The organism is Ferdinandcohnia sp. SAFN-114 (assembly GCF_059415045.1).
Window position 1 is genome coordinate 45,293 of the sequence record NZ_JBPFDQ010000010.1, and the last position, 26,844, is coordinate 72,136.

Consider the following 26,844-nt stretch of genomic DNA (forward strand, 5'->3'; position numbering starts at 1 on the left):
CAAAGGAAACTTTTCGAGCGCGCTCGAAAAAATCTGGGCGCAAATACGCCAAGGCGCATTTGATACTAGATAGGAGATTATCAATATGGAAGTTACAGTACATCCCTACGGAAAGTATGATCACCAAGAAGTACAAGCTTATACGTTAAAAAATGACCATGGGCTAAGCGTTACCTGCATTGACTATGGTTGCATTATTACGGAAATCCTCGCTCCAGATCGAAACGGAGCACAGGAGAATGTTGTACTCGGATTCGATAGCCTGGATGGATATCTTGCAGACCAAACCTATCAAGGGACGATTGTGGGTCGGATTGCAGGCCGCATTAGAGGTGGCGAATTTGAGCTAAATGGTAAAACATATTCCTTAGATAAAAATGAAAAACCAAACCATATCCATGGTGGAGTAAAAGGGTTTAGCAAAGTCGTGTGGGATTCCACTATTATTAAGAAAGAAAATCATGTCGGCGTTGAGTTTAAGTATGTCAGTATGGACGGTGAAGGTGGCTATCCTGGAACGATAGAAATGACAGTCACTTATTCACTCAATAATGAAAATGAATTATCGATCTCTGCAGTAGGTGTTCCTGATGCAGACACTATTTTAAATATCACAAATCATGCTTATTTTAACCTATCAGGTAACATGAAAAATGATGTGCTTGATCATGAACTTACAATTAATAGTAGTAAGTTTCTCGAATTAGACCATGAGTTTCTTCCTACTGGTGAACTCCTTGATGTCACTGGCACTGTTTTTGATTTTCGAGAAGGTCGAAAAATCGCAGACGGCCCGAATTCAGCTGATGAGCAGATTGCCATTGTCGGTCAAGGATATGACCATCCATTTTTGCTCGATGAAAAATTGGTTACGCTTTATGACGAAGCATCCGGTCGCCTATTGAAGGTAGAAACGAACCAGCCTGCAGTTGTCGTATACTCAAGCAACACAATGAAAGACTTTGAAATGCGCGATGGTAGTGCACGTCCGTATTTTGGCGTTTGCCTGGAAACACAAGCACCACCTGATGCAATCCACCATCCGAACTTCCCATCCACGATCGTCAAAAAGGGTGGAGAATACAATTGGGAAACGAAGTACACATTCTCGGTGAAATAAATTCCGGTGAAACTGTATTTGGGCTAAAACGCAATTCCCGAGATTATCGCACGTTTCCATAAAACTCAGGACATTTTTAATAGAAAGGAGATGAAACATGGCAACAATAAAAGATATTGCGGAAAAAGCGGGTGTCTCTATTGCAACGGTATCAAGAGTGCTCAACTATGATTCCAGCTTATCCGTCAGTGATGAAACTAAAAAGAGGATCTTTGAGATTGCTGAGGCGCTTTCTTATAAAAAACGTTCCACTAAAAAGTCATCTTCTGCTCGGATTGGGATTCTCCTTTGGTACACGGAAAAAGAGGAGCTCAACGATCTCTATTACATGTCGATTCGTCTTGGGATTGAGCTGCGTTGTGAGCAGCATGGTATCCAAGTAGCCAATTTTTACAATAGCATTGATAGCATGAAGCAAGAGGAGTTTCAGGGAATCATTGCGGTTGGTAAGTTCAGCACAAATCAAATTGATGAGCTATCGAAATTGGCCGAGCACATCGTGTTTGTTGATTCAAACCCTGATGAGGATGTGTACGATGCGGTTGTTGTGGATTTTGAAAAAGCGACCCGAACGGTGTTGAAGCATTTTATTGAGAATGGTCATACGAATATTGGCTATCTTGGTGGCCGTGAGGAATTCAAGGATCACTCTGCGAAAATTGAAGAAATACGAGAAAAAGCGTTTAGAACCTATCTTGCAGAAGCTAATCTACTAGATGAGAGCAATATTTATATAGGAAGCTTTACGGTCGAAGACGGTTACCAGTTGATGAAACAGGCGATCGTAGAAAAAGGAGACAATCTCCCGACGGCCATTTTTGCGGCTAATGACTTGATTGCAATCGGTGCATTGCGTGCGTTAAATGAAGAAAAACTCGCCGTTCCGAACCGTGTAAGTCTAATTGGGGTCAATGATATTAGCGTCTCCAAATACGTCTTCCCGCCACTGTCAACGGTCAAAGTCCATACCGAAGTCATGGGTGAAACCGCCGTCGACACGATTCTTGAACGGATTTCTGGTAGACAAATCGCAAAAAAGGTATTCATTACTACTAAATTAGTGATACGAGAAACCTAGTCAACCAACTGACTAGGTTTTTTACAATCCAATATAATAGGAAAGAAAGATTACCAACTTTCCCTATAACAACCACGAAACTCCTAGAGAATTAAGTCGAATTCTCGTACCTTTTCCTTACCTATTCACCAGCATTTACCACTTCAAATAATCATTCTTCGAAAATAAAATCCTATTTTACAAAAACATTACCTCATTTTAAGAGGAAGACGAAATTATTCCTTCACACGAATGAAAGTGCTTACAAGAAAATTTAAGGCGCCGAATACTGTCAAGTTACATTTATGTTGCAAACATTAATGATAAAAGGACTATTTTCCTACTAATTGTAATAAAGGGAGTCAAGAGGCTTGAAACCAAGATATTATGTCGAGGGATATCAACGTTCTTCAGTCTAATCAATTTCTCAAAAGTACTAGTGGGGTAGTACACCTTATGTAGTAAGTGGCTTCAAAAGAAACGACAATTTGTAGAAAAATGTAGAATAAACAGGTCTTTCGTCTCGGTTATTAAGTTGGTTGAATATTCTGGAAAAATTGACCTAATCCTAAATATCAAGTAATTTTTAGTATATATCTGGAAAAAATGTGACCGTACTATGTCAATTTTGCCCCGTGTAAGGGCATTGCACTATATAAAACTTATTTACGATAAGCAGGTGATTTTTATGGGAATTAGTGTTTCGGCAGCAATTTCACAGGCAAACCAACTTCGCAATTATGCCACACAGCTTCGGAATCTAAAAACCTCTTTAAATGGATTTCAAGGAAATATCAATTCAGCTTGGCAGGCAACAGAGGTTCAATATATCAACCAAGCGATCGCCGAGATTAACCGAGAGTTAAATTCGATTGCCTCTAAACTAGACTCTGTTGCTCCAGACATCATATCTGTTGCAAACCAAATTAAGCGAGAAGAAGAAGCGGCTGCTCGTGCAGCAGCGGAAGCGAGAAGAAAGGCTGAAGAAGAAGCACAAAAAAGAGCTGACGCAAGGGCTCCGCATCTGCGTTAAATCTAATACTTTTGCTGTCGTGGTGATGTGTGTTTTCTTTTGCTTTTCTTAGTCAAACGTTTGAATTGCATGCAATGAAGGGCGGTAAAAAGCCTTGCTTATACTCAAAAAATTAGTTCAATACCTCTCCTTATTTTTTGTGATGATTTTTTATATTGAGGTCTTGGAGAGTATCTATATTGGGAATATTACGGGCGGTTTAATTATGCTCATCATCTTATTTCTATTAAACTATCGGATTTTAAAATGGATGAGTAAGTACCCTGTCTCATACCCAGGGTTGTATTTTTTGAATGGAATATTAACCCTGATTAGTATTATTTTCATCATTTATTTACTAATTTTCATAACCGGTAGACGTACTTTTGACGATGTTGTAGGTTACTTCATCCTTATAACTGGTCTGATATCTGCTGTGTTTTGGTGGAATTTTAATATTTTAGAAGTATTTAGAAAGAAAAAAGGGAAAAGGGATACGTCCCTAAGGTTTCAAAAGAAGTCGTTTAAAAAGTAGTTTTATAAACGTACTTATTGATAGGAGAGATTTGCTTTGATATTAACTCTATTTGATCGGGAAAAGGCATTTACATATGTACTGCCAGAGCGCATCACAGGCCGCTATATCTTAACCTCTGAAGATGCTCATGGGGAACCGAAAGATTTAATTGCCATCGAGGCAGAAGATGGCAAATGGTTCTTGAAATCGAACAAGTCGGCATTTTTGGCAAGTGATAAGCAAGAAATACTTGGCAAACAGGAAATAGAGCCGTTTAAGACCTACTCGATTTCACGGAACAATGATGCATCTGCTCTCCTTTATGTAGAGCCACCGACAAACGATCGAAATGAGTTTACAAAGCATGAGGTGACGGGAAGTAGCATTCGGATTGGTCGAGGCAATGACAGCCACATCCGATTTTCGAATAAGCTTGTCTCTAGTTCCCACTGCGTGATTCAGTATGATGCACAAGGCCATGCGATCATCCGTGACAACAATAGCTCGAACGGTACATATGTCAACGGAGAACGTGTGACGGAGAAAGTTCTTTCAACAGGTGATGTTATTTACATCATGGGATTGAAGATCATTTACAACGGCAAGCTCTTATCTCTGAATAACCCACATCAATTAGTATTTTTAGACCGAAATGCGTTTCGTCCGTTTGAAGTGCAAAAGCCGATTATAGAAGAAGAGGAGCCACTTGACGATTTCGAAACCGAGGAATTAAATGATGACCTCTTTTATCGTTCACCACGTTTTAAGCGGGATATTAAAAGAACAGAAATTAGAATCGACCCACCGCCTTCGAAGCCGAATATCGATGAGACTCCATTGATGTTCATCCTCGGACCTTCTCTCACAATGGGAATGGCATCCTTGTCCATGGGGATATTTATGCTAAATAACGTATTGGCACGCGGCGAAAGTCTTACATACGCGATGCCGACATTGATCATGTCCTTTAGTATGTTGATCGGAACGGTGCTTTGGCCAATTTTAACGAAGAAGTATGAGAAGAAGCAGCGGGTAAAGCTTGAAGGCAAACGTCAGGAAAAATACTCAAAATACATTGAAGAAATGGCGCAGGAGATAGAAGAAGAATGTCAACGTCAAAGTGAAATTCTTCATGAAAACCATGTCGCCCTCCAAAATTTAATTTCACGAATTACAATGCGAAAAAGAAATCTGTGGGAACGCGCCATTGGTCAAGATGATTTCCTTAAGGTTCGTCTTGGGATTGGCGATCTTCCATTAAATGCAGAGCTAAAATACCCTGAGAAGAAATTCACCCTAGAGGACGACAACCTCCAGGATGAACTCTATAAATTGGTTGAGACACCTCACATTTTAAAACAGGTGCCCGTAACCTTAAGTTTTGTTGAGGAGTATGTCAGTGGGGTGATTGGACGCCGCAGTCGCGTGCAGGATTTTGTGAAGGGACTTATTTTTCAATTAACAGCCTTACATAGTTATGACGAGCTGAAGCTAGTGTTTCTTTACGACAAAAATGAGGAAGAGTATTGGAAGTTTACGAGATGGCTACCACATGTATGGGACGAAGCGATGCAGATTCGCTTCATCGCAACAGATGCGACTGAGGTGAAGGAGCTGTCTTCCTATTTTGAAAAGGAAATTGCCTACCGCGCAAGCCTTGATGAGGCAGAGATACAGGACCTTGACCAGCATTATTTGATTTTCTCCATGAGTAAGTCACTCGCATCAAGGGCTGAGATGATCAACCTCCTTTTAGAGGAAAATAAGAACATTGGAATTAGCCTTGTCACGTTATACGATGAGCTTAAAAATTTACCGAAGGAATGTACGATGGTTGTCGAGCTTGCGGATGATATGTCCAAAATTTATGACAAGGACGACATTTCCGGTTTGTACACTGCATTTGATGCGGAATTTTATGAGCGTGAGGATGCGGAAGAGGTTGCGATTCGCCTAGCGAACATCCAGCTTGCATCCTCCGTTGAGGCATACACGCTACCAGACATGATTACGTTCCTTGAGATGTTTGGTGTAAGTAAAATCGAGCACTTGAACGCATTGACTCGTTGGAAGGAAAACAACCCTGTGCTCTCCATTGAAACACCAATTGGGGTCGACACGATGGGTGAGTCGTTCAAATTAGACCTTCATGAAAAATACCACGGTCCACACGGGCTGATTGCTGGTATGACCGGGTCTGGTAAGTCTGAGTTCATTATGACGTTCATTTTATCGCTTGCGGTGAACTATCACCCAGATGAGGTTGCCTTTATTTTAATCGACTATAAGGGTGGCGGAATGGCGAACGCCTTTTTAAATCTGCCGCATTTAGCTGGAACGATTACAAACCTCGATGGGGCAGCGGTGAAACGCTCGTTGATTTCAATCCAAAGTGAGCTAAAGCGTCGTCAGTCCATTTTCAGTGAGACGAGTCGACGTATGAATACAAGTAATATTGACATTTATAAATACCAAAAGCTGTACCGTGAAGGCTTAGTGAGTGAGCCACTTCAGCATTTGTTCATGATTTCCGATGAGTTCGCCGAGCTGAAAACCCAGCAACCTGAGTTCATGGAGCAGCTGGTGAGTGCGGCTCGTATCGGACGAAGCTTAGGTGTCCACTTGATACTAGCTACTCAGAAGCCTTCTGGTGTCGTGGACGATCAAATTTGGAGTAACTCGAAATTCAGAATCAGTCTGAAGGTACAGGAAAAAGCCGATAGTATGGAGGTCATCAAGCGACCAGATGCTGCCGAGCTATCAACGACCGGTCGTTTTTACCTGCAAGTGGGGTATAACGAGTTGTTCGAGCTTGGTCAATCGGCATGGGCTGGGGCACCGTATTATCCATCCGATAAGATTGAAAAACGGGTGGATGAAAGCATTCGTGTCATTGACCACCTAGGTCGTGTCATCAAAAGTGCAAAAATTGACCGTAAAACGATGGTGAAAAACCCACCGAAGCAAATTGATGAAGTCACAAAGTACCTAGAAACTCTAGCAAAACAGGAAAATATCAAAGTCAAGCAGCTATGGCTCGAGCCGATACCTGCACGGATCTATTTAGATCAGTTAGTTGAAAAATACAGTGAAGAAACAACGAATCGCTTTGAACTGAACCCTGTGATTGGGGAATATGACGATCCGGCGAACCAACGCCAAAATGTTATGAGACTACCAATCACACAGGATGGCAATACTATCATCTATGGAGTTGCCGGTAGCGGTAAGACTACGTTCATTGCAACGTTGATGTACTCGCTAATGGAATCTCATACGCCTGATGAGCTACATGCTTATTTATTAGATTTTAGCTCAGAGACGTTAAGTTGGTTCCGTGATGCGCCACATATCGGGGATGTTCTGTTATCCCATGATAGTGAGAAGATTGATAATCTCTTTAAAATGCTTAACAGCGAAATTGAGAAACGTAAAAAGCAGTTGTCCAATTATGGCGGTGATTTGCAGACATACAACCGTCTATCAGAGGATGGCCTGCCATCGATTTTAATAGTGATTCACAACTATGCTGCGTTTTCTGAAATGTACGAGTCACACGAAGAGGCAATTTCTTACCTGACTCGTGAAGGAACGAAGTACGGCATTTATTTTATCGTGACAGCGGCACATACCGGAGCAGTTCGCTACCGCTTGATGCAAAACTTCAAGCAGTTGTACGTGTTGCAGCTTAATGACACATCTGAATATTCAGCGGTACTCGGAAATGTGGACGGCGTCTTCCCATCGAAGCACAAAGGTCGAGGCATTTTCAAAGCGGACAGTGTGTATGAATTCCAAGTGGCCCTCATTACCGAGGGTGTTGAGGACATGTACCAATACATTACGGACTACTGTCGCAACCTGCGTGACAATTGGGGCAAGGGTGCTGCGAAACGAATTCCAGTCTTGCCTGAAAAAGTAGATATTGAGTATCTACAAGATGAAATTCAGTACAACAAGTCAAGTAAACTACCGGTTGGTGTTGAAAAAGAGTCCCTCGCTATCACGTATTTTGATTTCGGTGATTCACCTGTAAATCTAGTCCTTGGCAGTAGCAGCGATGCCTGCTTAGAAGTGATGCAGGGAATTTCAGAAATTGTTACGAAGAATGAGAAAAATGAAGTGATTGTGATCGACCCGAATGGGGAACTGATTGAAGTTGGTGGAAAACATGTTTCTAGTCCAACGGAGATTGAGGAAACGGTCGTTGAGTTGTTTAACACACTAGTATTCCGCAACAACACAATGAAGGATGCAATTGCGGAAGGAACGACACCACCAGTTTTCGAACCGCTTTACTGCATCGTTCATTCCTTCAACGACATGTTGCTGATGTTATCCGAGGATGGTCAAGATAAGCTGAAGGTATTCTTAGAACGAATTGACGGACTCAATGTCTTTATGATCATCTCAGACCGCGCCGATGCACTGAACTCAGTTGCATTTGAGCCTTGGTTTAAAAAGCAAGTCTCACTTAGCGACGGCATCTGGGTTGGAAACGGAATTACTGATCAATTTTTATTAAAAGTTTCAAAAGTCACAAACAGCATGTACCAAGAGATTCCAGAAGACTTCGGATATGTGCTCACTAAAGGAAAACCAAAGTTAGTCAAGTTATTGACGGGTTCGGCAGTTCGTGAAGAGGAGGCAGTTTTCAATGGATAAAGTGTTGGTCGAAGTATTCATTCCAGCAGCCGGTGAATCCTACGACGTCTTCATCCCGGCCCAAAGCAAGCTCTATGAAGTAACCTTTTTACTCGCAAACACCATGACCGAGCTATCCAACGGCTACTTCGTCGCAACCGACACCACCGTGGTGTGCGACCGCGAAACCGGAAAGATCTTCGACATTAACCAAACAGTGGAAGAACTAGGATTTATGAACGGGAAGAAATTGATGCTGGTTTAGATTGGGGTTAGAGCTGAATTTTGGCTTAGGGCATAATGAGTTGGAGTTAGGGCAGAATTCCCGGCGGGTAGGGCACAATTCTTGAAAGTTAGGGAACAATTAATCGGAGTTCGGGCACTATCCCCGCCGCCAGCTCGGACGGAAATGACGGCTTTGTCCGATATATTGAAAAGTTTGTCCGATATCTTGCCGAAAATGTCCGATAAACTCAAAACTATGTCCGATATCTCAAAAAAGCGGGCCTGGGCCACTTCGAAAAAGGGTCCCGCCCCCCGCCAGCCTAAGTCAACAATGTCCAACAAACAATTTTTACTAGGAATCAAAGTCATTTTTACGTAAGGAAGGTGCAAAATGAGGTTACAAAAGAGGGTAGTCTTATTCCTTCTTCTATTCATTCTCATAATAGGAGGAACAGGGTGTATGAGTTCGAGTAATGCGAGTACCGAGGAAAAAGCAATCCAGTATTTAGAGGAGAAGTATGACAAAGAATTTGAGGTCATGTTTGCAAAAGAGGGAAGTAAACTTTTTCAGGATTTATATGGGGGAGATAAAGTGGTTGTTCACCCCAAGGATGATTCTGAGGCAATTTTCCTAGTTGAGGAAGCGAACACCGAAGGCGATTTAATGGATAGTTATATTCCAGCAAAATGGGGGCAAGAATTGCAGAGCAAGCTTGCAGATAGCATTGAAAACGAATTGCCTGAGGATAGTCCATATAAGCTTACATTTCATGTGAATTCAAAAGAATTCGATCCATCAATGGCTAGTATGACAGTGGATGAATACTTATCACAGAATAAAAATGTAAGAGTCGTGTTGACTGCGGGTATAAAATCATCTGGGGAACCTGATGTGAATGCCTATAGTCAAGGTATCTTTAACCTTTACAATCTTCTAAAAGGACTTGGTGTGGAATCCTATATTGTTTCAGTTGGGTTCGTTGATTCATCTGAAGATATCTCAGAGTATATTCGCACAATTAATGTGAATAACATGGGCTGGTCTAATTTAAATGCTAAGGTTTATGGTGAACTTGGTTTGGATGAGAGAAATAATCCTGACAATCCGAGCGAAAGTTTTGACCCTACTTTAATCCTTAACAGTGAAAATAACGTGGTCGAAAATTACACGCCTTTTGAGGGGTGAGGAAGATGTCGCTATCTAATTTAAGTGAAAAGGAAAAATATCTTTTACTACAGCTTTCGTACTATGACCTAGATTTAAGAAAACCAATTAATGAAAAAAAACCTCTAACCATCGAGGATATGATTAAGTCGATCGAATATCAGAATAAACCGGATGCATCGGATACTAATTTTGCTGAAATAAAGAAGTATCTGCACCAAAATAGTGATTCCCCACTCCATGACGTTAAGCTGGTAGGATATCAAAATAATAACCCTACTACAAGTAATAATTCAGGTGGGAATTCCCATACCGGATTTGTAGGCTATGCTTTTACCGATAAGGAAGGGAACGGTACAGCTGTTTATCGAGGCAGTGAAGATTTAACAAATGTCGCTCACATAGCAACAGACTGGGTATCCAATGTTGAGGCTGGTCTTGGAGTAACGATCCAGCAGCAAAGGGAAGCAAATGAATTTTATGAACGATACATTAAAGGTCTAGATGGGGAACAGTATGTATTTGGCCACTCGAAGGGTGGAAATTTGGCGGAATTCGTACTTGTCAATAATCTAGAGGATGAAAAATTGACTTCTTATATTGTGAATGGTGCACCTTTATATTATTGGACTCTAACACAGGAGCAAAGAGATGCATTAAGTAGTCGAAATACATTTATCGTACACGAGGGTGACTTCGTTTCGTCCCTAGGATACGCACCTTATGTGGATAAAACAGTTAAATTAAATAGCACTGAAGAAGGTCTTATGTATGCACATGGACTTGATAGTGTTGATTTTACCCCAGGTGGAGACTTTAATAATGCATCTGATGGTGCTTCACTAGTACGTGATATTGCAAATCCAGTTGCTGGAGCCATTTTTCTAGCGGTTTCACTTCATCCAAAAGTATTGGCATATCGAGCAGCAGCGGCGATTCGCGATGCTACTTTATACATCTTAGAAGCTGCACAAAGAGGACTTGAAAAAGCAGTTAACTGGGTGAAAGATCAAGCAACAAAATTTATTGCGAAAGTAAAAGAACTTTCACAACAGGTGAAAAACGAAATTAACCAATTCATCACGAATGTGGCAACGAAGGCGGCAATACTTTTTGTAAAAGTAGCAGCAAAGATTGGTGGTTACTTCCCAGTTGAACCATACCTGAAAGTCAATGTTGCAAGGCTCTACTACTATGCACAACGACTTGAAAGTATCAAGCGCCGAGTGAATGCACTTAATAATCAGATTGACTCTCTATACTGGGAGGTTGACCTTCTAGATATCCGTCATGTGTTGAGCGCCGATATTTTAACGTCCTTCTCATACAGGCTCAATCAAAACATTAACTACCTAAATACGGCTGCCCGGTTACTAGATGCGAACGAAACGAAGCTAGTCGGAAAGGCAAGGATTATTCAATAGCTATGAAAATAGTAAAAATAACGATGTTACTATTTTTCTTTATGGGAGTTGTTGGCTGCAGTAACACTGAAGAAAAAGCACTTCAGTATTTGGAAGATAAATATGCTGAAGAATTTGAGGTTATGTGGGTGAATGATGATCTCGTTACTGTTCATCCAAAGGGTAAAACAGATGTGGTTTTTTCAATCCAAGAAGATGGCAATGGTTATGTTGACACATACCTGCCAGCAAAATGGGCTCAAGAGTTACAGGAAAAGCTAAAGGTTGATATCGAAAAAGAGCTTCCTGCCAATTCTGAATTTAAACTTGTTTTAAGTAGAACAAGTTTTAACGAATCCATGGCTGATATGAGTATTAATGAACTAATAGAGCAAAACAAGAATATGGGTGTTGATTTAGTTGTAGGGATTAAGACAGCGGGAGAACCTGATATTAATCAATATAGTCAAGGTCTTTATAATCTATATAATCTCTTAAAAAGTCTTGGATTAAAGAATTATTTAATTTCTGTTGGGTTTGTTAATAATTCTGAAGATATTTCAGAGTTTATCCAAACATCTTATGTCAATAATATGAGCTGGTCAAATTTAGACGCTACCGTATACGGAGAATTAGGAATTGATGAAAGACATAATGCAGATTATCCTAGTACATTGGTAGACCCTAATTTGATTTTAAAAGATGTGGAAGATGTAGAAAAACATTATCAGAAGTTCTAAGGATCAGAGATTTTAAATTGTAAGGGAGGTAACCCAATGAAACCTCATGTTCGACGAAAGATTAATAGCATTATTTATGAGATCAATGCCATCTCAAGGGAACTTGATGAAATCTCAAATGGTCTCAACCGTGAATTCAAAGGGATTGGCTCTACAAAAAGTGCATCAAGCTTGCAGAGTGCAGCGGACAAATACCGCAGAGTCGGGAATGACCTTAGAAGGATTTAAGTTATATAGAATTCTAGATTACTAGACCACTGCAATCCAAAGTTCTCTCGGCCAAAACCGAGTTAACTCATACATATCTCATTTTAAGGAGGTGAAAAAACAATGGCACGTTCAATCACAGTTGATCCAGCGAAATTAGACACTGCGGCTACTAAAATTGACCAACAATCTGCTGACTATGAGAGACTTTACAAGGCTCTTTACACAGAGGTTGAGGGCATGGGTGCTGCGTGGCAAGGTACTGATAACCAGGCATATGTTTCTCAAATCAAGGGCTTCATGGATGACTTCCAAAAAATGACGAACTTGATGAGACAATACTCTGAGTTCTTAAAGCTTAGCGCAAAAACATACCGTGAAACACAAAGCGAGGTAGTGAACCAAGCTCGTCGCTTAACTAACTAATCTCCATACCTATAAAACTACCAAAAAAGGAGGTGGCACGATGTCAGTTGATGGAATCAAGATTTCCCTTGGCGAGGTTAGTAAAACCGCTGGGCAAATCCGTAACCTAAACCAACAGCTTGCAACTGCACTAGAAGACATTAAGAAGGAAATGAATGGCTTATCTGCTACATGGAACTCCGATGCTTCTAATACAATTCGCGGAAACTTCAATGCGTTGGCTCCACGTTTTGAGGAGTATCGCCAAGTTATTGATAGCTATGCGAAATTTCTAGATAACACAGTTACAAACTACAACGCTGCAGAAACTGCAATCAACAATAACGCTAGCGCATTTAAATAATCCATGAGGAGGGCAATTGGCCTCGCCGGTTGTCCTCAACTCATAACTTTATTCAGGAATGGCGTGAAAAAATCTGGGCGCAAATACGCAAATGGCGCATTTGATAAACAATGGGAGTGCAAGAAAATGATCAAACATGTTGATTTACATATTGAAAATTACGGTGTTTCGAAGTTCATATTTTACAAGGTGCCACCTGCGATTCGTGTTGATTTTACAGAAGCTGATAAGCTTAAAAACAACAAGGTTCCAGGGCTTTTGCCATGTGTTGTGATTAACAAGGAAGATGAGGGGTATTTTCGCTATGACTTAGTCTCTGAAGTGACTCTTAACCAACAGACAACAAACCCACTCACAAAGGAGCAGCTCCATAGCTATTTTTCAAATATCATCGAAACATTAATCGAAGCTGAGCGACTTGGGTTAAATGTGAACAACTTTGTTTTTGATGAGAACTACATCTTTATTGATAATTTTTCAAACAGATTAATTCTACTGTACATGCCGATTAAAAATAATATTTTTGAAAAGGTATCAATCCGGGAATACTTCACCAGTTTCTTACACTCCCACTCCTATGATGAAAATGATGACCTTGCTTTTTTTGTGCGGCTACATAATTATTTCGCAACATCTGAGGAAATCAACTTATATGCGCTTCAACAAAAGCTTAATGAGTTTCTTATGAATAAACCAACATCACCACAAAGTTTCAGAAAGCTGCCGATTCAGGATGAAGAACCCAAAACACCAAACTATTATAGTCCTAGCAGTGAAATCAAGGCATCTGAAGAAAACGGCGTGATTACTTCAGAATATAGCAGTAAAAAGGTTGATAAAAAAACAAAACAAAAGCTTGAAATCGAGGAAGAAGTTCAGTACAAGCGAATCACCCGCACCGAACTAGGCGAAGGAAATCCACTCCTTTCAGGTGGAACTTCCATCAACATCAAGCCAAATGTGGGAAGTCCAATTTCGTTTGATACAGATGAACCTGATGAGGAAGAGGGGACAACTGTCCTCACCGCTTATAAAGAGCCAGAAGAGGAAGAAGGAACAACGGCGCTGGGTGTAGGCACCAGTTTCCAACAGCAGCAGCCATTCCTACTAACGACCACTCAGGAAAAAATTATCCTATCCAAGCGAGTGTTTAAGATTGGCCGTGATCCAGGGGTTACTGATTATACATCTAACAATAAAGTCATTGGGCGTGTTCATGCGGAGGTGATTACCGAAAACGGGGAATATTTTATTGTCGACCAAGAATCGCGAAACGGCAGCTATGTAAATGGCGTCAAGCTAGTTCCTAATAACAAGGTAAAAATCAAGCACGAAGACAAAATCAAGCTTGCGAACGAAGAATACGTATTTAGGCTTTTTTAAAATACGAAGATAAAATGGTTTTTATTGTCTAGCTTCAGGCGCCATCGGCTCGAGGTCACAAGCCAATCGCTTCGGAAGGTTGGGCTTGTCTTGTGCTTGTCGCTCATGCCAGGATGGCAAGGATTCCAGCGTTAGGCACAGGACGTGCATGCCTTTAGCTGGAATTGGGGGCGCCTTACGCATTTCAAAAGAGGTGAAATAAGTGTCGTTCATACATGCATACCACACGGATGTGGGAATAAAAAAGAAAACAAATCAAGATGCGTTGCTCGTCAAGACCGCAAAAACACCGAATGGATATGTGGGGATGTTCGTCGTGTGTGACGGAATGGGTGGACTCGACCATGGGGAACTCGCCAGTGCAACAGTCGTTCGCGGGCTCTCCGACTGGTTCGAACAGAAGTTACCTGAATTACTTCATTCTGACCAACAGGATGAAGACATCCGCCGAGCGCTCGAAGTCTGTATTACGGAGCAAAATGAAAAAATCTTAGAATATGGGGACGAAACAAACACTCAGGTCGGAACAACGGTGACTGCACTCCTCATCATTCATTCGCGTTATTATATCGTACATATCGGAGACAGCCGTGCTTATCAAATTCAGCAGCAAGTGACAAGGTTGACGAAGGATCAAACCTTGGTGGAACGTGAAGTAGAGCGCGGAAACATTACACCGGAGCAAGCCTTGAAGGATCCGCGGCGCAATGTCCTTTTACAATGTGTTGGAGCGACAAGGGAGCTTGATGTCGTGATTCTAACAGGTGAGACAGAGCCAGGAACCGTGTTCTTACTTTGTACGGATGGTTTTTACCATAAGATCACGGATAAGGAGATACTTGAGGAGCTTCGTCCGAACCAATTTTTAAATGAAAAGCAATTAAAATACAAGGCGATTAAACTCGTCGATGCTGTGAAAGAACGTAAAGAGGTCGACAATATCTCAATCGTTCTTGCGCATGTAGTATGAATGGTCAAGGCCATTCATAGGAGGAATTACGTTGATTAAAATCGGAAGTTTTATAGATGACAGATACGAAATATTGAAGGAAATCGGACGCGGTGGAATGAGTATTGTCTATTTGGCGATGGACAACCGACTTAATAAGTCTTTGGTAGTCAAGGATATCCGTAAGCGCGACAACAGTAACAACGAGCTCCTCATTAATAGTCTAGTTGTCGAGGCGAACATGCTGAAAAAACTAGACCACGGTTCACTTCCAAAGATTTACGACATCATCGAATCTGAGGGTGATATTTATGTGGTTATGGACTATGTCGAGGGTGAGTCGCTCAAGCAAAAGCTAAAGCGGGAAAAAATCATCTCGGCGAAGCTTGTGATTAACTGGGCAAAGCAGCTTGCAGAGGTTCTTCATTATTTGCATACAAGAAAGCCACACCCGATTATTTACCGTGACATGAAGCCGGACAATATCATGCTCACACCGGAAGGGAAAATCAAACTGATAGACTTCGGGATTGCGCGTGAGTTTAAGGATGAGAGCCTGACCGATACGACGAATCTCGGAACGAAAACCTATGCGGCACCCGAGCAGCTGTCCGGCAAACGAACAGATGCCAGAACGGACATTTACAGCCTAGGTCTAACCTTGTATCAGCTCATAACTGGTAAAAGCCTAGCAGACCCGCCGTATGAGGTAAGGCCGATTCGCCAATGGGACCCGACCTTACCAGAGGGACTCGAGCATATCATTTTAAAATGTACCCAGGCAGAACCGGAGAATCGCTATCAAACTAGTGAGGAACTCCTGTACGATCTTGAAAATATCAACAAACTGACAGCAGGTTACCGGAAAAAAATGATGAAGCGGCTCTATCTCTTTTTGGTTCCAGCCGTTTTATGCCTTGGTTTTTCAACGACGTCAGTACTTGGCTATCAAGGTATGCAAAATGAGCAATTCCAGGATTACATCGGACTAGTCAATGAATCTAGTATTTCATTAATCGAGGGCAATGATACGGAGGCAATTAAGCTTCTAGAGCAAGCCATTAAAGTCGACAAGGGACGTGCTGCTGCTTATATCAATCTGCTAGATGTGTACATTAACCGAAATGAAGTGGACACAGGACTTTCGAAAATTGAGGCCTATGTGAATGACGAATACGGCAACATCCATAAGAATAGTGAGGTTCTTTTTAAACTGGGGATGACGTATTTTGACCGAAAACGCGATTACCCTGTTGCACTGAAGTATTTTAAGCAGGTGAGTGAAAAAGAAATTCCGGACGCGAGTTACTATATTACTCTTGCGACAACATTGGGCGGCATGAACATTGATTATGACCAGTTTTCTACGAATCTCTTAGAGTTCGAGTCATTCAATGACAACCTTCCAAACAACTCGAAAAAAGTGGATAACTATAATTCGCTGGCGAACATTTACATTTCTTATAAAGGTCAAATCACGGACGCCAATACGAAAGCCATCACGGTTGTCCAGAAGGCGCAGAAGGTTCTCGAGTTGGCTCCAGATGAGCAGCTGCAGTTAAAATACGAGATTGAGTTCGAGCAAAAACTCGCTCAAGCCTTTTACTCAAGAGGCGTAAACTCTGGGGATCAAGTTGCTGCCCGTGACGATTTCGAACAGGCAACACTGCACTACAACAATCTTCTTGATTTGAACGTATCGAATAAGGAAGAGGTTATGATCAATATCGGTGTGATTTATCAGGAGATGGGTGAGCATTCACAAGCGGTTGAGCAATTTGAAGGAACGATTAAGGAATATCCGAAAAGCCTAAATGCATACGTGAAGTTAGGCAATCTTTTGCTAGACATTGAGCAAGGTAAACAAGAAGACAAGCGCAACTACAACAAGGCAAAGGAAGTCTTTGACAAAGCAGGAAAGCTTGAAGGCGCTAAAGACAATGAAGCCTACAAAAAACTATCCAGACGCATGAGCAATCTAAATATCAGATAGTGGGACAAAGGGACAGGTCCCTTGTCCCAGCGGCGAATTCCAAAGAAAGGGGGGCTCTCAATTGGAATACCAAATTATGTTTTACGGGGGATTAGCGGGCGCTGTGGTCACGCTCATCATCTCCATCATCGTCTATATGAAACTACAAATCTCTCAGGTTTTTGCGGATATCACGGGAAACCGGTTTATGAGAAAGAAGCAAAACAGCCGCATTTCCCTTGAGGCTCATGAAACAAAACGAACAACAAGTGAAATCAAGCTTCGGAAAAAAGATGATCCAGTTGCAGCATCAGTTGAGGATACAGCCCTCATGAGCCAGGGACTTGAACCGACCTCCTTACTTGAGGAAAGTTCACAAGCACCGACGGAATTGTTGGTAGAAGAAACTTCACTTTTATCAGAGGAAACGGCTCTCTTACAGGATGACGATGAGACGACATTGCTAGTCGGGGATGACGAAACAACGATTCTCCTTGAAGGCGATGGCGAAACCGCAATCCTCACCGAGAAAGAGGAAGAATCCGATTTCCAAATTGAAGTCGATGTGATGATAGTCCATACAAATAATGTAATTAACTTTACTCAGCAGAAGTCCCCTGCTTCTTCAATAAGGGGATGAGTGTAAAAGGAGTAAACACTACTGCTGGGGTTCAAACCTGGCTGAGTAAAGTTAATGCCCCAGCGGATGCCACGATTTTTTAAAGGAAGTTTTTCAATCAGTAAGTTCAAAGACTAAAAACGCCACATCCTGTGGCAACGTCTTTATGACCCACTTCCTGTGGGCCTAAAAATCGGGCGCAAATACGCCAAGGCGCATTTGATAATAAAAGGAGCGTAGTAAAGTGATAGCAATGATTTCAAAAAGCTACCGAAAAAACAAATCGGTACTCTGGTTACCGATTGCATTGGTTATGGTGCTTTCGGTAGTACTGTTTAGCCTGAACGTATCATCCCAGGTTGAAACAAAGCAGTATATAAAATATAACAATGAACAATGGGAAATTGGGAAAAAGTTCTCAAATGAATGGTACATAAATGGAGACACCTTTCAAGTCCAGGTTGATTTAAGTGAGGACTATGAGAATTACCTAAAGCCAAAAGAAACACCGGAGGAGCCGGAAAATCCTGACGGAACTGAAACAGCTGAGGAAACGGCAACTCCAGTAGCAGGCGAGGTACCTGAAGGTGGGTCACCTTTTGATGTAGAAGTAAAGAAAGGACCTGGAAATGCAACTATTACCCCAATCACAGATGGCGGATTTAAAGGTCTGTATAAAGTAACCATCTCTGGTGCCAATCATAAAGATGGTGAAATCCCGATGGAAATCACCTTTAAAGATGACACATGGGTAGTTGATCCACCAAACAATTCTACTTTTAGTGTAATAAAAGACACTACGGCACCAATAGTTAATCTATCAGGTGCATACGAGGGCGGGTTTTTTGAGCATACAGTCAACCTTCAAATTGATGTAAATGAAAATAACTTTACACAAGATAAAGTAGATATAAAGGTTAAAAAAGATGGTTCAGATTTCCAAACGCCTTCAACTGAGTGGGATGGGAAGAAAGCTTCTATCGCATTTGACCAAGTTGGGAAATATGAAGTAACAGTAACCGCAAAGGATAAGGCTGGAAACGTAAGTGACACTCAGTCCATCTCCTTTGCAAATGTCAGCAAAGTTGCGCAATTGGCCATTAAAAATAAAACGGAAAATGATTTTTATAACGATGGAGTAAATATCGTTATCACTAATCCACTCTTTATCGAGTCAGCGAAGCTCACCTATACGAAAGATGGCGGCGAGCCACAGACTGTGGATATGGAAATTAAAAATTCCCTTTCTTCTAAGACAGCAACTTATACTCTTACTGAAGCAGGAAAATATGAATTTAGTGCAAAGATAACAGACTATTGGAGACCAACTGGGTTTGATCTCGGAACCTATGAAAATATCATTATCGACAAGACAGCACCTGAATTAACAATTAGTGGTGTTGAAAATGGTGGCAAATATACAGAATCTAAGGACATCATAATTTCAGCAACTGACACATATTTAGATCAAAACAAATCCGTTTTAAAGCTAACGAAAAACGGAAAAGTTCAAACAATCACTGGAAAAGAAGCTCTTGAAAAACGTAACTTAACAGATGGAGTATACTCTGTTGAACTAAGTGTGTTTGATAAAGCAGGGAACGAAACAAAATCCCCAGCACTCAATTTTACAATTGATACCAAGAAGCCAGAATTAAAGATTTCAGGAGTTGAAACTGGGAAGTATTATCCTGAAAACCAAACTGTTCGTTTTTTAGTTGAAGATCTTACACTTGATTTAGCGAAAACAACACTTGTTGTAAAGCACAACGATACCGATTATGCGGAAGAAATCAAATTAAAACAGAACGGTACAGTGGCTGAAGCAAGTCATACGTTTAAAACTGAAGGAAAATACACAATCGAGTTAAATGCAACAGACCAATTTGGAAATGCTGCAGACAAAATCACGAAAACCTTCACACTCGATAAAACGAAGCCAACTGTTTCACTTGCTGGCGCTGAAAATAATAAAAAGTACAACCGCCAAGTAGACATAGAGATTGTTGGAAAAGACACAAACAAAGATGATAGCAAGACCATTTTAACAGTAACAAAAGATGGGAAATCAGAAACGTTTGAAGGTAAAAAGGCACATGAGAAACATAGCTTTAAACAAGAAGGTGTCTATGAACTCAATGTAGACTACTTTGATAAAGCTGGAAACAAAGCTGATTTTTCAACGATTACATTTGTTATCGACAACTCGAAGCCAGAGGTTGATATTACGGGTGTAAATGAAAATGAGTTCGCGAATACAGACAAAGAAGTCAAGTTTACGGTTGAGGACTCACATATCGACCTAGACAATATTGAACTATTTATTACGAAGGATGGTAAGGCTTATCCGACGGATGAAATCAAATTCAAGAAACAAAGGAACCGATACGCTGAGGCAGAGCATACATTTACCGGCGATGGCGTTTATGTTGTAAAACTAAAGTCGACTGACGAAGCAGGAAATATCTCAGCAGAAAAAGAAGTTCGTTTTACAATCGATAAAATCAAGCCTGAGATTGTTGTGACAAACATCGGTGAAGATGGCAGATACAATGATAATCGTGAAGTATCCATTACGGTAACTGATCTAAATATGGGTGAGTCAAATGCAACAGTTAAGTACAATGGGGAGTCATATGAGATTGACCCACTTGTGCTTGAAGGCAAGATGGCAACAACTAAACACACCTTCACTGAAGAAGGGGTTTACGAGCTTCACGTCGTTTCAACGGATAAAGCAGGAAACGAAAGCTCAGAAACTATAAAATTCACGGTCGATAAAACAGGACCTGCGATTAAATACTCGATTAAAGATGGTACGTATTTTAATGATAAAAAAGTGAGCCTAACTGTTACTGTCGATGACTACACACCATTTGTTCCTGAAATCACAGTGAAAAATGGGGATAAAGACATCAAGGTTCCAACAGACGGATGGATGAAAAAAATCGTCTGGTTAATCACTCAAGAACTAAGTGTTGAACTTGAAGACGAAGGAGTTTACTCCGTTCAGGTAAAAGCAAAGGACTACTTTGGCGCTGAAAGCACTGAGGATCTTGGCTTTACAATTGACCGCACATCACCTGAAATTCAAATCAGCGGGAATATCCCGAACGGTGGATTTGTAAAAGGTGACAATGAGTTAATCGTAGACATCAATGACCTTCATTTTGACGAAAGTAAAAATGAAGTCCTTGTAAACGGCAAACCGGTTAAAAATGCCCAGTGGAAAGAAACAGCAAAAGGTTATCAGTTCAAACAAAGCTTTCCAGAGGATGGAGAATATGAAGTAACAGTTCGTTCTGTAGACTTTGCGGGTAACAAAGCAACGGAGAAAAAACACAAATTCACAGTGGATAACGTAAAACCTGTTATCACGATTGAAAATGTAAAAGACGGAACATTTTACGATAAAAAGAAAACAGCTACGATCAAGGTTAACGAGCTGAACTTTGCAAACAATGAAGTAGAAGTAAAAGTAAACAATAAACCGTACGAGTGGAAAAACCAAGGTGTTGAATCAAGTCTTGCGATTCCATTTAACGAAGACGGTGACTATGTGATTAAGGTGACTTCAAAGGATGCAGCAGGCAACATTGCGGACGCAAAAGAAGTGAAGTTTACAATTGATGAAAGCTTCCCGACCCTCAAAATCACAGGTGTCGACCACATGACGAATTACAATGTGACGAAGCCAGTTTCATTTGAAGTAACGGATGCGAACATTGACAAAACTTCATTACGCGTAACAAAGAACGGCAAGGTATATGAGATTCCAGCACTACAACAATCTAGAACAAAAGCAAGCTTACAACACAATTTTGCAGAAGAAGGTAGCTATGTGCTCTACTTCAACGCAACGGATAAATCAGGTAATAAAACAACACATGAGGAAATTGCATTCATCATTGACAAAACAAATCCAGTTGTAAAAATTGACGGTGTTGACCACCAATCCTTCAATCCAACTGGCAAGCGCGTAACTGTTTCTGTTGATGAACTGAACTTTGGTACAAATTACGTAGTGCTATCTGTAACAAAGGACGGCAAAGTATTTAATATTGGAACTTGGAAAAACAACAACAAGCTTTCAAGTTTAGGCTACAATTTTAATGATGATGGCCTGTACACCATTGCAATTAGCGCTGAAGATAAGGCTGGCAATGGTCCAATCACAGCGAACAAGACATTCACAATTGACACGACAAAGCCAGCAATTGAAATTACAGGTGTTGAAAATGCAGCACACTATAACGTTGATAAGCCAGTGAGCGTGGAAATTCGTGATGTGAACTTAGATGTGAACCGCATCACCGTGACTCGAAATGGTAGAGGCTATAACGCTGGTGGATTTGGAGTAGCGAATCAAACTGCTCGACTCAGCCACAACTTTAGCCAGGAAGGTGACTATGCGATCAACGTAGAAGCGATTGACAAAGCGGGTAACCAATTCAGCAGACAGATTGCTTTTACAATTGATAAAACAGCTCCGGTCATCACACCGAAATTTAAAGGTCAAAGCCGTGTCATCAAGAATGGCGAATATATTAATGAAGTATTCACACCGGAATTTGCGCTAGACCAAGGTGAGGACACCATCGTTTCAGTAACAATGAATGGCTCAAATGTAACAGGTCGAATTCCAACGGCTACATTGGAAATGAAGTACGATTTCAGGGTTCTTGCACGAGACAAAGCAGGAAACGAGTCAACAATTGATATCAGCTTTATCCTTGATACGACAAAGCCAAACTTGAATATCACAGGCGTTATTGATGGATTCTTTAATAACAATCAAATGCCGACTGTGACCTACTCGGATCGTTACCTCGATTCAAGTCGTTCAAGTGTCACATTAAATGGACGCCCATTTGTAAATGGGGTGCAGCTAAGTGAAGAAGGAGATTACATTTTAAAAGCTAAGATCTATGATTTAGCTAACAATGTTTCTTCCCGAACAATAGTGTTTACGATTGATAAAACAGCACCAGTGATCAAATTTAAGGAAGCTATTTCTGAAGGGTACTTCAAGGAAAGCTTACTACCTGAATTGCTCATTGAGGATTTAAATGCATATGACATCATCTCACAAACCTTGAATGGTCAGCCTTATAATCTTGGTGACCCAATTGAGGAAGAAGGAAAGCATGTGCTCTTCTTTGAGGTGAAGGACAAAGCAGGGAATATCCAACAGCTAAGTGTTGAGTTTATTATTGATAAAACTCCTCCGAAAGTCATCGTCGATGGAGTCAAGAAAAACGAAACATACCGTGACCCTGTAACTCTCTCAATCAGCCTTGATAATCCTAGTGATACACTCAAGTCTGTCATGATTAATGGAGAGCTCTTCAATGGTGAGGTAAAAGATGTGAACGGAACGAAAGTCATTTCCGTAACACTATCTGATATCAACAAATACAAGGTGGAAGTATTAGCAGAAGACGAAGCTGGTAATGAAATGAACGAAGTCGTTGAATTCGAAATCGTTGAGAAAAGCGTACTTGTAAAGTTCTATGAAAACAAACCATTATTTGCGGGCGCAATGGTAGGTCTTGTTGGAATTGCAGCAGCAGGTGCTGTCGCTCTCCGCAGAACCATCATCCGCAGAAAAGACGAGAAAGATATGTAACAAAAATGTAGGCATTCGCATTTTGCGGATGCCTGTTTTAAAGAAAGTTACTTCATTCAGCAAACCCGGCTGAATAAAGTTAAAGCCCCGGCGGATGCCACGATTTTTTAGAGGGAATTTTCGAGCGGTAAGATCAACGACTAAGGACGCCACTTCCTGTGGCAACGTCTTTGTGACCCACGTCGTGTTGGCCTAAAACCGGGCGCAAATACGCCAAGTCGTATTTGATTTATAATAGAATAAAAGGAGGCATCGTTTTGTCTAGAATCACGATTAAACCGAATCAAGTTATCGGATTAAGTCCCATGGTAGGGTCTGTAGCCTCAAAACTTTCACAGGTTGAAGGAGGCGTGGCTTCTGTCAGAAATTCCATTGATTATCGAATCTTAGCTAGAACCTCCATCCGGCCGCAACTAACAGAGGTAACTTCTTCAATTGATCAATTGGAAGCAAAAGTAAGAAAGCTGCAGTCTTTTTTAAATTTAGCTGTAACTCGCTATTCGTCAACAGAGCGATATTTAAACACCTCGTTTATGGCGATGGAGGCAGTTCGGGGTATGGCCCCGGCAAATCAGCCAGCAAATGGTAAAAATGTTGAATCCTCAAGCAAGGATACATCTTCACTAGCACATAAAATACTTTCTTACTTTGACTCCGTTAATAAAGGGTTAAGTGCAGGGGACGTCGCATTAGTAGGGTCACAGTTATTATCTGTGGCAACATCTTCTTTTTTAATGCGCAATTTAAAAATAAACTATATTGGTGGAAAGCCTAACATATGGCAAAAATTTCGCGGTCGATATAAATTCACTGTAACTGCAAAGCCTTCCTGGACGAGTCGAGGTGGCTATAGTTCGAAAATAGCAAGGTATATCCATAATTTTTCAAGGTCCACACCTTCGAATGCTGTTACAAGAACCATACATTCCTTCGTCAGCTCCTATAATGGGCCAGCTGCTCTATTAAAGCATGCTGCAGGTTTTTCGAAAAATGTAAATGCAGCCATGCATGGCTCAACATTAATGGGGCGTTTCCAAGAGCGTATTACAATTGGCTCGAAAGACGTAGCGAAGAGCTTAGCTAATGCAAGAGGATTTACAAGTGTTGCAAAGAGAATACCAATTTTGAGTCAGGTCATCTCTGTAGGGGCGAATGCAACAGAGTTTGTAGACCCCAAAAACGCCAATTTATCAATGACTGAAAAATTTGGCCGATTTGGTGCAGGAGTTGGAGCAGATATGGTTGCAATCGCAGGTGGTGCGAAGCTTGGCGCTATGATTGGAAGCTTCGGTGGCCCTGTGGGAATCGTAGTTGGTGGAGCTGTTGGAGGACTAGTAGGTGGATTTGTCAGCTCTAAGTATGGTGATCAAATAAAGGATTTTGGTCAGAAAGCAGCTGGATTTGCAGAGGATGTTGGTAAAAAGATTGGTGGAGCAGTTGAGGATTTTGGGAAATCAGTCTTCAAATCTGTTAGTAGTTGGTTTGACTAAATCAAAATTGAAGGATGAAAATTATGTATAGTACTGCAGAAATAATTGAATTAATCACTACTGTTATAGGTGCTTGGTTAACACTTCAGTTCGTCGTATGTATAGTTACGTTTTTGCTAGGAAATGTGATGGTGGAACACGTAGAAACAGGGGTTTTTAGAAACACAAAGAATCCCTTTCTCAAATTTTTTACCTTTATTGTCTTATTCTTATTTGGAATAGGTCCACTCATTTACAAAAAGCTAGACCGATTTTCATGGATTGTGCGGAGACTGTTCATGTTAGTCATTACACTCGTTTTGGGACTTCTGTTTATGCTTATCTACTATATTATTAAAATTGCGCTGCATGCAGTATTTTTATAGATGATCAAGGCGGGGATGTGAGGACAAGTTTCTAATATAGAATGGAAGAGTTTTTATGAACAATTCAGTAGAAATAATAGAAATAATTACAACTTTGTTAATCTGGTGGCTCTCACTTCAAGTTGGTATCAGCGCATTAACCATTTTACTAGGGGATGCACTGGTTGAACATGTGGAATTAGGTATTTCCAGGAACACAAAAATCCAATTCTAAAATTTATCACCTTTATTACCCTATTCTTAGTTGGCTTAGGACCAACTACTTATAAAAAACTAAACAAATATTCATGGTTAGTTAGGAGAATTCTTATGCTAATCATTACACTTGTCATGGGAAATCTATTCATGATTATCTACTACATTATAAAAGCAGCACTGTATGCAGTGTTTTTATAGATTACACTGTAAAACGTCCTCGTTTTCTAGTAGGAATTAAGTTGATTGAGTGATGCTAAAAAATGTTTATCATACCCTCACCGGCAAGCAAGCGAGGGATTGAGGGTAAGAAAATGCTGTACTCGTACCCTCACAATCAAGCGCTCGAGTGGTCGAGGGTAAGAAAAGGTCGTACTCGTACCCTCACAGTCAAGCAATCGAGGGATTGAGGGTAAGAAAATCCCTCAATCGTAATCGTCCCCCACTCACTAAGCACCTAAAGGGATGACGGTACAAAACAAAGAAACCGCTAGACACCATAAATTAAACTACAACATAGCATTCAAAAAACAAAGGAGGTACCCGTCATGAACCATGCTTTAACATGTACGACGGAGGAATTGGCATTATTGGTTACAGTGTGTGGATACCCAACTGTTGCCAAAGGTATTGCAGAAGCTTCGTACGGAGAGAAGTCTCCTGAAGAATGGGACGCCATCATGGAATCCACGATCCACCAGTTGGTAATCAAGTCCTTATGGGACCCAAATAAAACAGGTGAGGATGAGCATCCACTTAGCGAAGAAATGCAAATTTTTATCAAGCAATACGTAGAATCCAAATGGATGATCCGTTGCTCGAATATGATGGGGCGAAACGTATTAATGATCCACCATTTCGAAGAAGATATCTGGCTTGCCCATGTCATCGCAGAAGACATCATGCATGAATTTGCATTATTATCAAATGATGAAATTCCAACGGTGATCAAAGACTTTTATTCGTTCGAAGGTACAAAAATCGAGGGGACACACGAATTCTTCCTCACAGACAAATTATTCGATTGGCTAAGTGACCAGTCAAAAACAGAGAAGGTCCGGAAGAAAGCAAAGTTAACACCGACTGAGGAACAGAGCTTCAATTTATTCATTGAGGATCTAGAAGAGCAAGAATGGTCACTTTATAATATTTCACACTTCGAGATTCCGAACATTGAAGGTGATTTTCTACTCGCGAACATCGTCTTCTTTTTACCATCCAAAAAAGGAATGTGGATTGTGGAATATAAAGAGGATGTTAAAAATCCAGTCCACATTAAACTAAATACATACGAGGAATGGCACGAAATGCTCGATGCAGTAGGCACCGTGGCAGCCGCTATTGAAGTATAACTTTATTCAGGACTATTTCCCCTAGATGTTG

21 protein-coding genes are annotated in these 26,844 nt (G+C 40.9%); all 21 read left to right on the forward strand.

All coding sequences use genetic code 11. The features are described 5' to 3' along the window. Positions 1–85 precede the first annotated feature (85 nt). The gene (locus ACR65M_RS05015) at positions 86–1,120 is read left to right on the forward strand and encodes an aldose epimerase family protein (RefSeq protein ID WP_440272729.1); all 1,035 of its coding nucleotides are present in this window, start codon (positions 86–88) and stop codon (positions 1,118–1,120) included. A 97-nt stretch (positions 1,121–1,217) separates the two neighbouring features. Continuing rightward, positions 1,218–2,198 carry a LacI family DNA-binding transcriptional regulator gene (locus tag ACR65M_RS05020; RefSeq protein WP_440272730.1) on the forward strand — a complete coding sequence of 327 codons (981 nt, stop codon included), beginning with the start codon at positions 1,218–1,220 and terminating at the stop codon, positions 2,196–2,198. 667 nt (positions 2,199–2,865) lie between these two features. Further along, entirely contained in the window at positions 2,866–3,210 is a 345-nt protein-coding gene (locus tag ACR65M_RS05025; protein WP_121445802.1) for a kinetochore Spc7 family protein, read from the forward strand. Between the two features lie 139 nt (positions 3,211–3,349). Beyond that, the gene (locus ACR65M_RS05030) at positions 3,350–3,724 is read left to right on the forward strand and encodes a hypothetical protein (protein WP_440272731.1); all 375 of its coding nucleotides are present in this window, start codon (positions 3,350–3,352) and stop codon (positions 3,722–3,724) included. Positions 3,725–3,760: 36 nt separating this feature from the next. Next, complete coding sequence (gene essC, locus ACR65M_RS05035) at positions 3,761–8,371, forward strand: type VII secretion protein EssC (RefSeq protein WP_440272732.1); 4,611 nt, start codon at positions 3,761–3,763, stop codon at positions 8,369–8,371. Beyond that, positions 8,364–8,615 carry a methyltransferase gene (locus ACR65M_RS05040; protein ID WP_099354906.1) on the forward strand — a complete coding sequence of 84 codons (252 nt, stop codon included), beginning with the start codon at positions 8,364–8,366 and terminating at the stop codon, positions 8,613–8,615. The genes essC and ACR65M_RS05040 overlap by 8 nt, the downstream gene beginning before the upstream one ends. A 420-nt stretch (positions 8,616–9,035) precedes the next feature. Further along, positions 9,036–9,761 (forward strand): hypothetical protein, encoded by a 726-nt coding sequence (locus ACR65M_RS05045; protein ID WP_341332940.1) that lies wholly within the window; start codon positions 9,036–9,038, stop codon positions 9,759–9,761. Positions 9,762–9,766: 5 nt separating this feature from the next. Beyond that, positions 9,767–11,164 (forward strand): Mbeg1-like protein, encoded by a 1,398-nt coding sequence (locus tag ACR65M_RS05050; protein WP_341332939.1) that lies wholly within the window; start codon positions 9,767–9,769, stop codon positions 11,162–11,164. A gap of 2 nt (positions 11,165–11,166) precedes the next feature. Further along, on the forward strand, positions 11,167–11,883 hold the full coding sequence (locus ACR65M_RS05055) for a hypothetical protein (protein WP_341332938.1): 717 nt from the start codon (positions 11,167–11,169) through the stop codon (positions 11,881–11,883). Positions 11,884–11,919: 36 nt separating this feature from the next. Continuing rightward, positions 11,920–12,111 carry a hypothetical protein gene (locus tag ACR65M_RS05060; RefSeq protein WP_099361338.1) on the forward strand — a complete coding sequence of 64 codons (192 nt, stop codon included), beginning with the start codon at positions 11,920–11,922 and terminating at the stop codon, positions 12,109–12,111. A gap of 102 nt (positions 12,112–12,213) precedes the next feature. Continuing rightward, on the forward strand, positions 12,214–12,516 hold the full coding sequence (locus tag ACR65M_RS05065) for a WXG100 family type VII secretion target (protein ID WP_099354911.1): 303 nt from the start codon (positions 12,214–12,216) through the stop codon (positions 12,514–12,516). 40 nt (positions 12,517–12,556) lie between these two features. Beyond that, positions 12,557–12,859, forward strand: a complete 303-nt coding sequence (locus tag ACR65M_RS05070; RefSeq protein WP_099354912.1) for a pore-forming ESAT-6 family protein — start codon at positions 12,557–12,559, stop codon at positions 12,857–12,859. 126 nt (positions 12,860–12,985) lie between these two features. Further along, a complete protein-coding gene (locus ACR65M_RS05075; protein WP_341332937.1) occupies positions 12,986–14,242 on the forward strand; it encodes a DUF6382 and FHA domain-containing protein in 1,257 nt (418 codons plus the stop codon). Positions 14,243–14,444: 202 nt separating this feature from the next. Further along, positions 14,445–15,212: a PP2C family protein-serine/threonine phosphatase gene (locus ACR65M_RS05080; protein WP_440272733.1), complete on the forward strand. Its 768-nt coding sequence runs from the start codon at positions 14,445–14,447 to the stop codon at positions 15,210–15,212. 31 nt (positions 15,213–15,243) lie between these two features. Further along, positions 15,244–17,184 carry a protein kinase domain-containing protein gene (locus ACR65M_RS05085; RefSeq protein ID WP_341332935.1) on the forward strand — a complete coding sequence of 647 codons (1,941 nt, stop codon included), beginning with the start codon at positions 15,244–15,246 and terminating at the stop codon, positions 17,182–17,184. Positions 17,185–17,245: 61 nt separating this feature from the next. Then, complete coding sequence (locus ACR65M_RS05090) at positions 17,246–17,803, forward strand: hypothetical protein (protein WP_440272734.1); 558 nt, start codon at positions 17,246–17,248, stop codon at positions 17,801–17,803. A 232-nt stretch (positions 17,804–18,035) separates the two neighbouring features. Next, positions 18,036–23,411 (forward strand): Ig-like domain-containing protein, encoded by a 5,376-nt coding sequence (locus ACR65M_RS05095; RefSeq protein ID WP_440272743.1) that lies wholly within the window; start codon positions 18,036–18,038, stop codon positions 23,409–23,411. Between the two features lie 257 nt (positions 23,412–23,668). After that, complete coding sequence (locus ACR65M_RS05100; RefSeq protein ID WP_440272735.1) at positions 23,669–24,901, forward strand: hypothetical protein; 1,233 nt, start codon at positions 23,669–23,671, stop codon at positions 24,899–24,901. A 23-nt stretch (positions 24,902–24,924) separates the two neighbouring features. Then, positions 24,925–25,266: a hypothetical protein gene (locus ACR65M_RS05105; RefSeq protein WP_440272736.1), complete on the forward strand. Its 342-nt coding sequence runs from the start codon at positions 24,925–24,927 to the stop codon at positions 25,264–25,266. Between the two features lie 55 nt (positions 25,267–25,321). Continuing rightward, positions 25,322–25,480: a hypothetical protein gene (locus tag ACR65M_RS05110; RefSeq protein WP_341332931.1), complete on the forward strand. Its 159-nt coding sequence runs from the start codon at positions 25,322–25,324 to the stop codon at positions 25,478–25,480. Positions 25,481–26,009: 529 nt separating this feature from the next. After that, positions 26,010–26,813, forward strand: coding sequence for a YfjC family protein (locus tag ACR65M_RS05115; RefSeq protein WP_440272737.1), 804 nt, complete (start codon positions 26,010–26,012; stop codon positions 26,811–26,813). Positions 26,814–26,844: the final 31 nt, after the last annotated feature.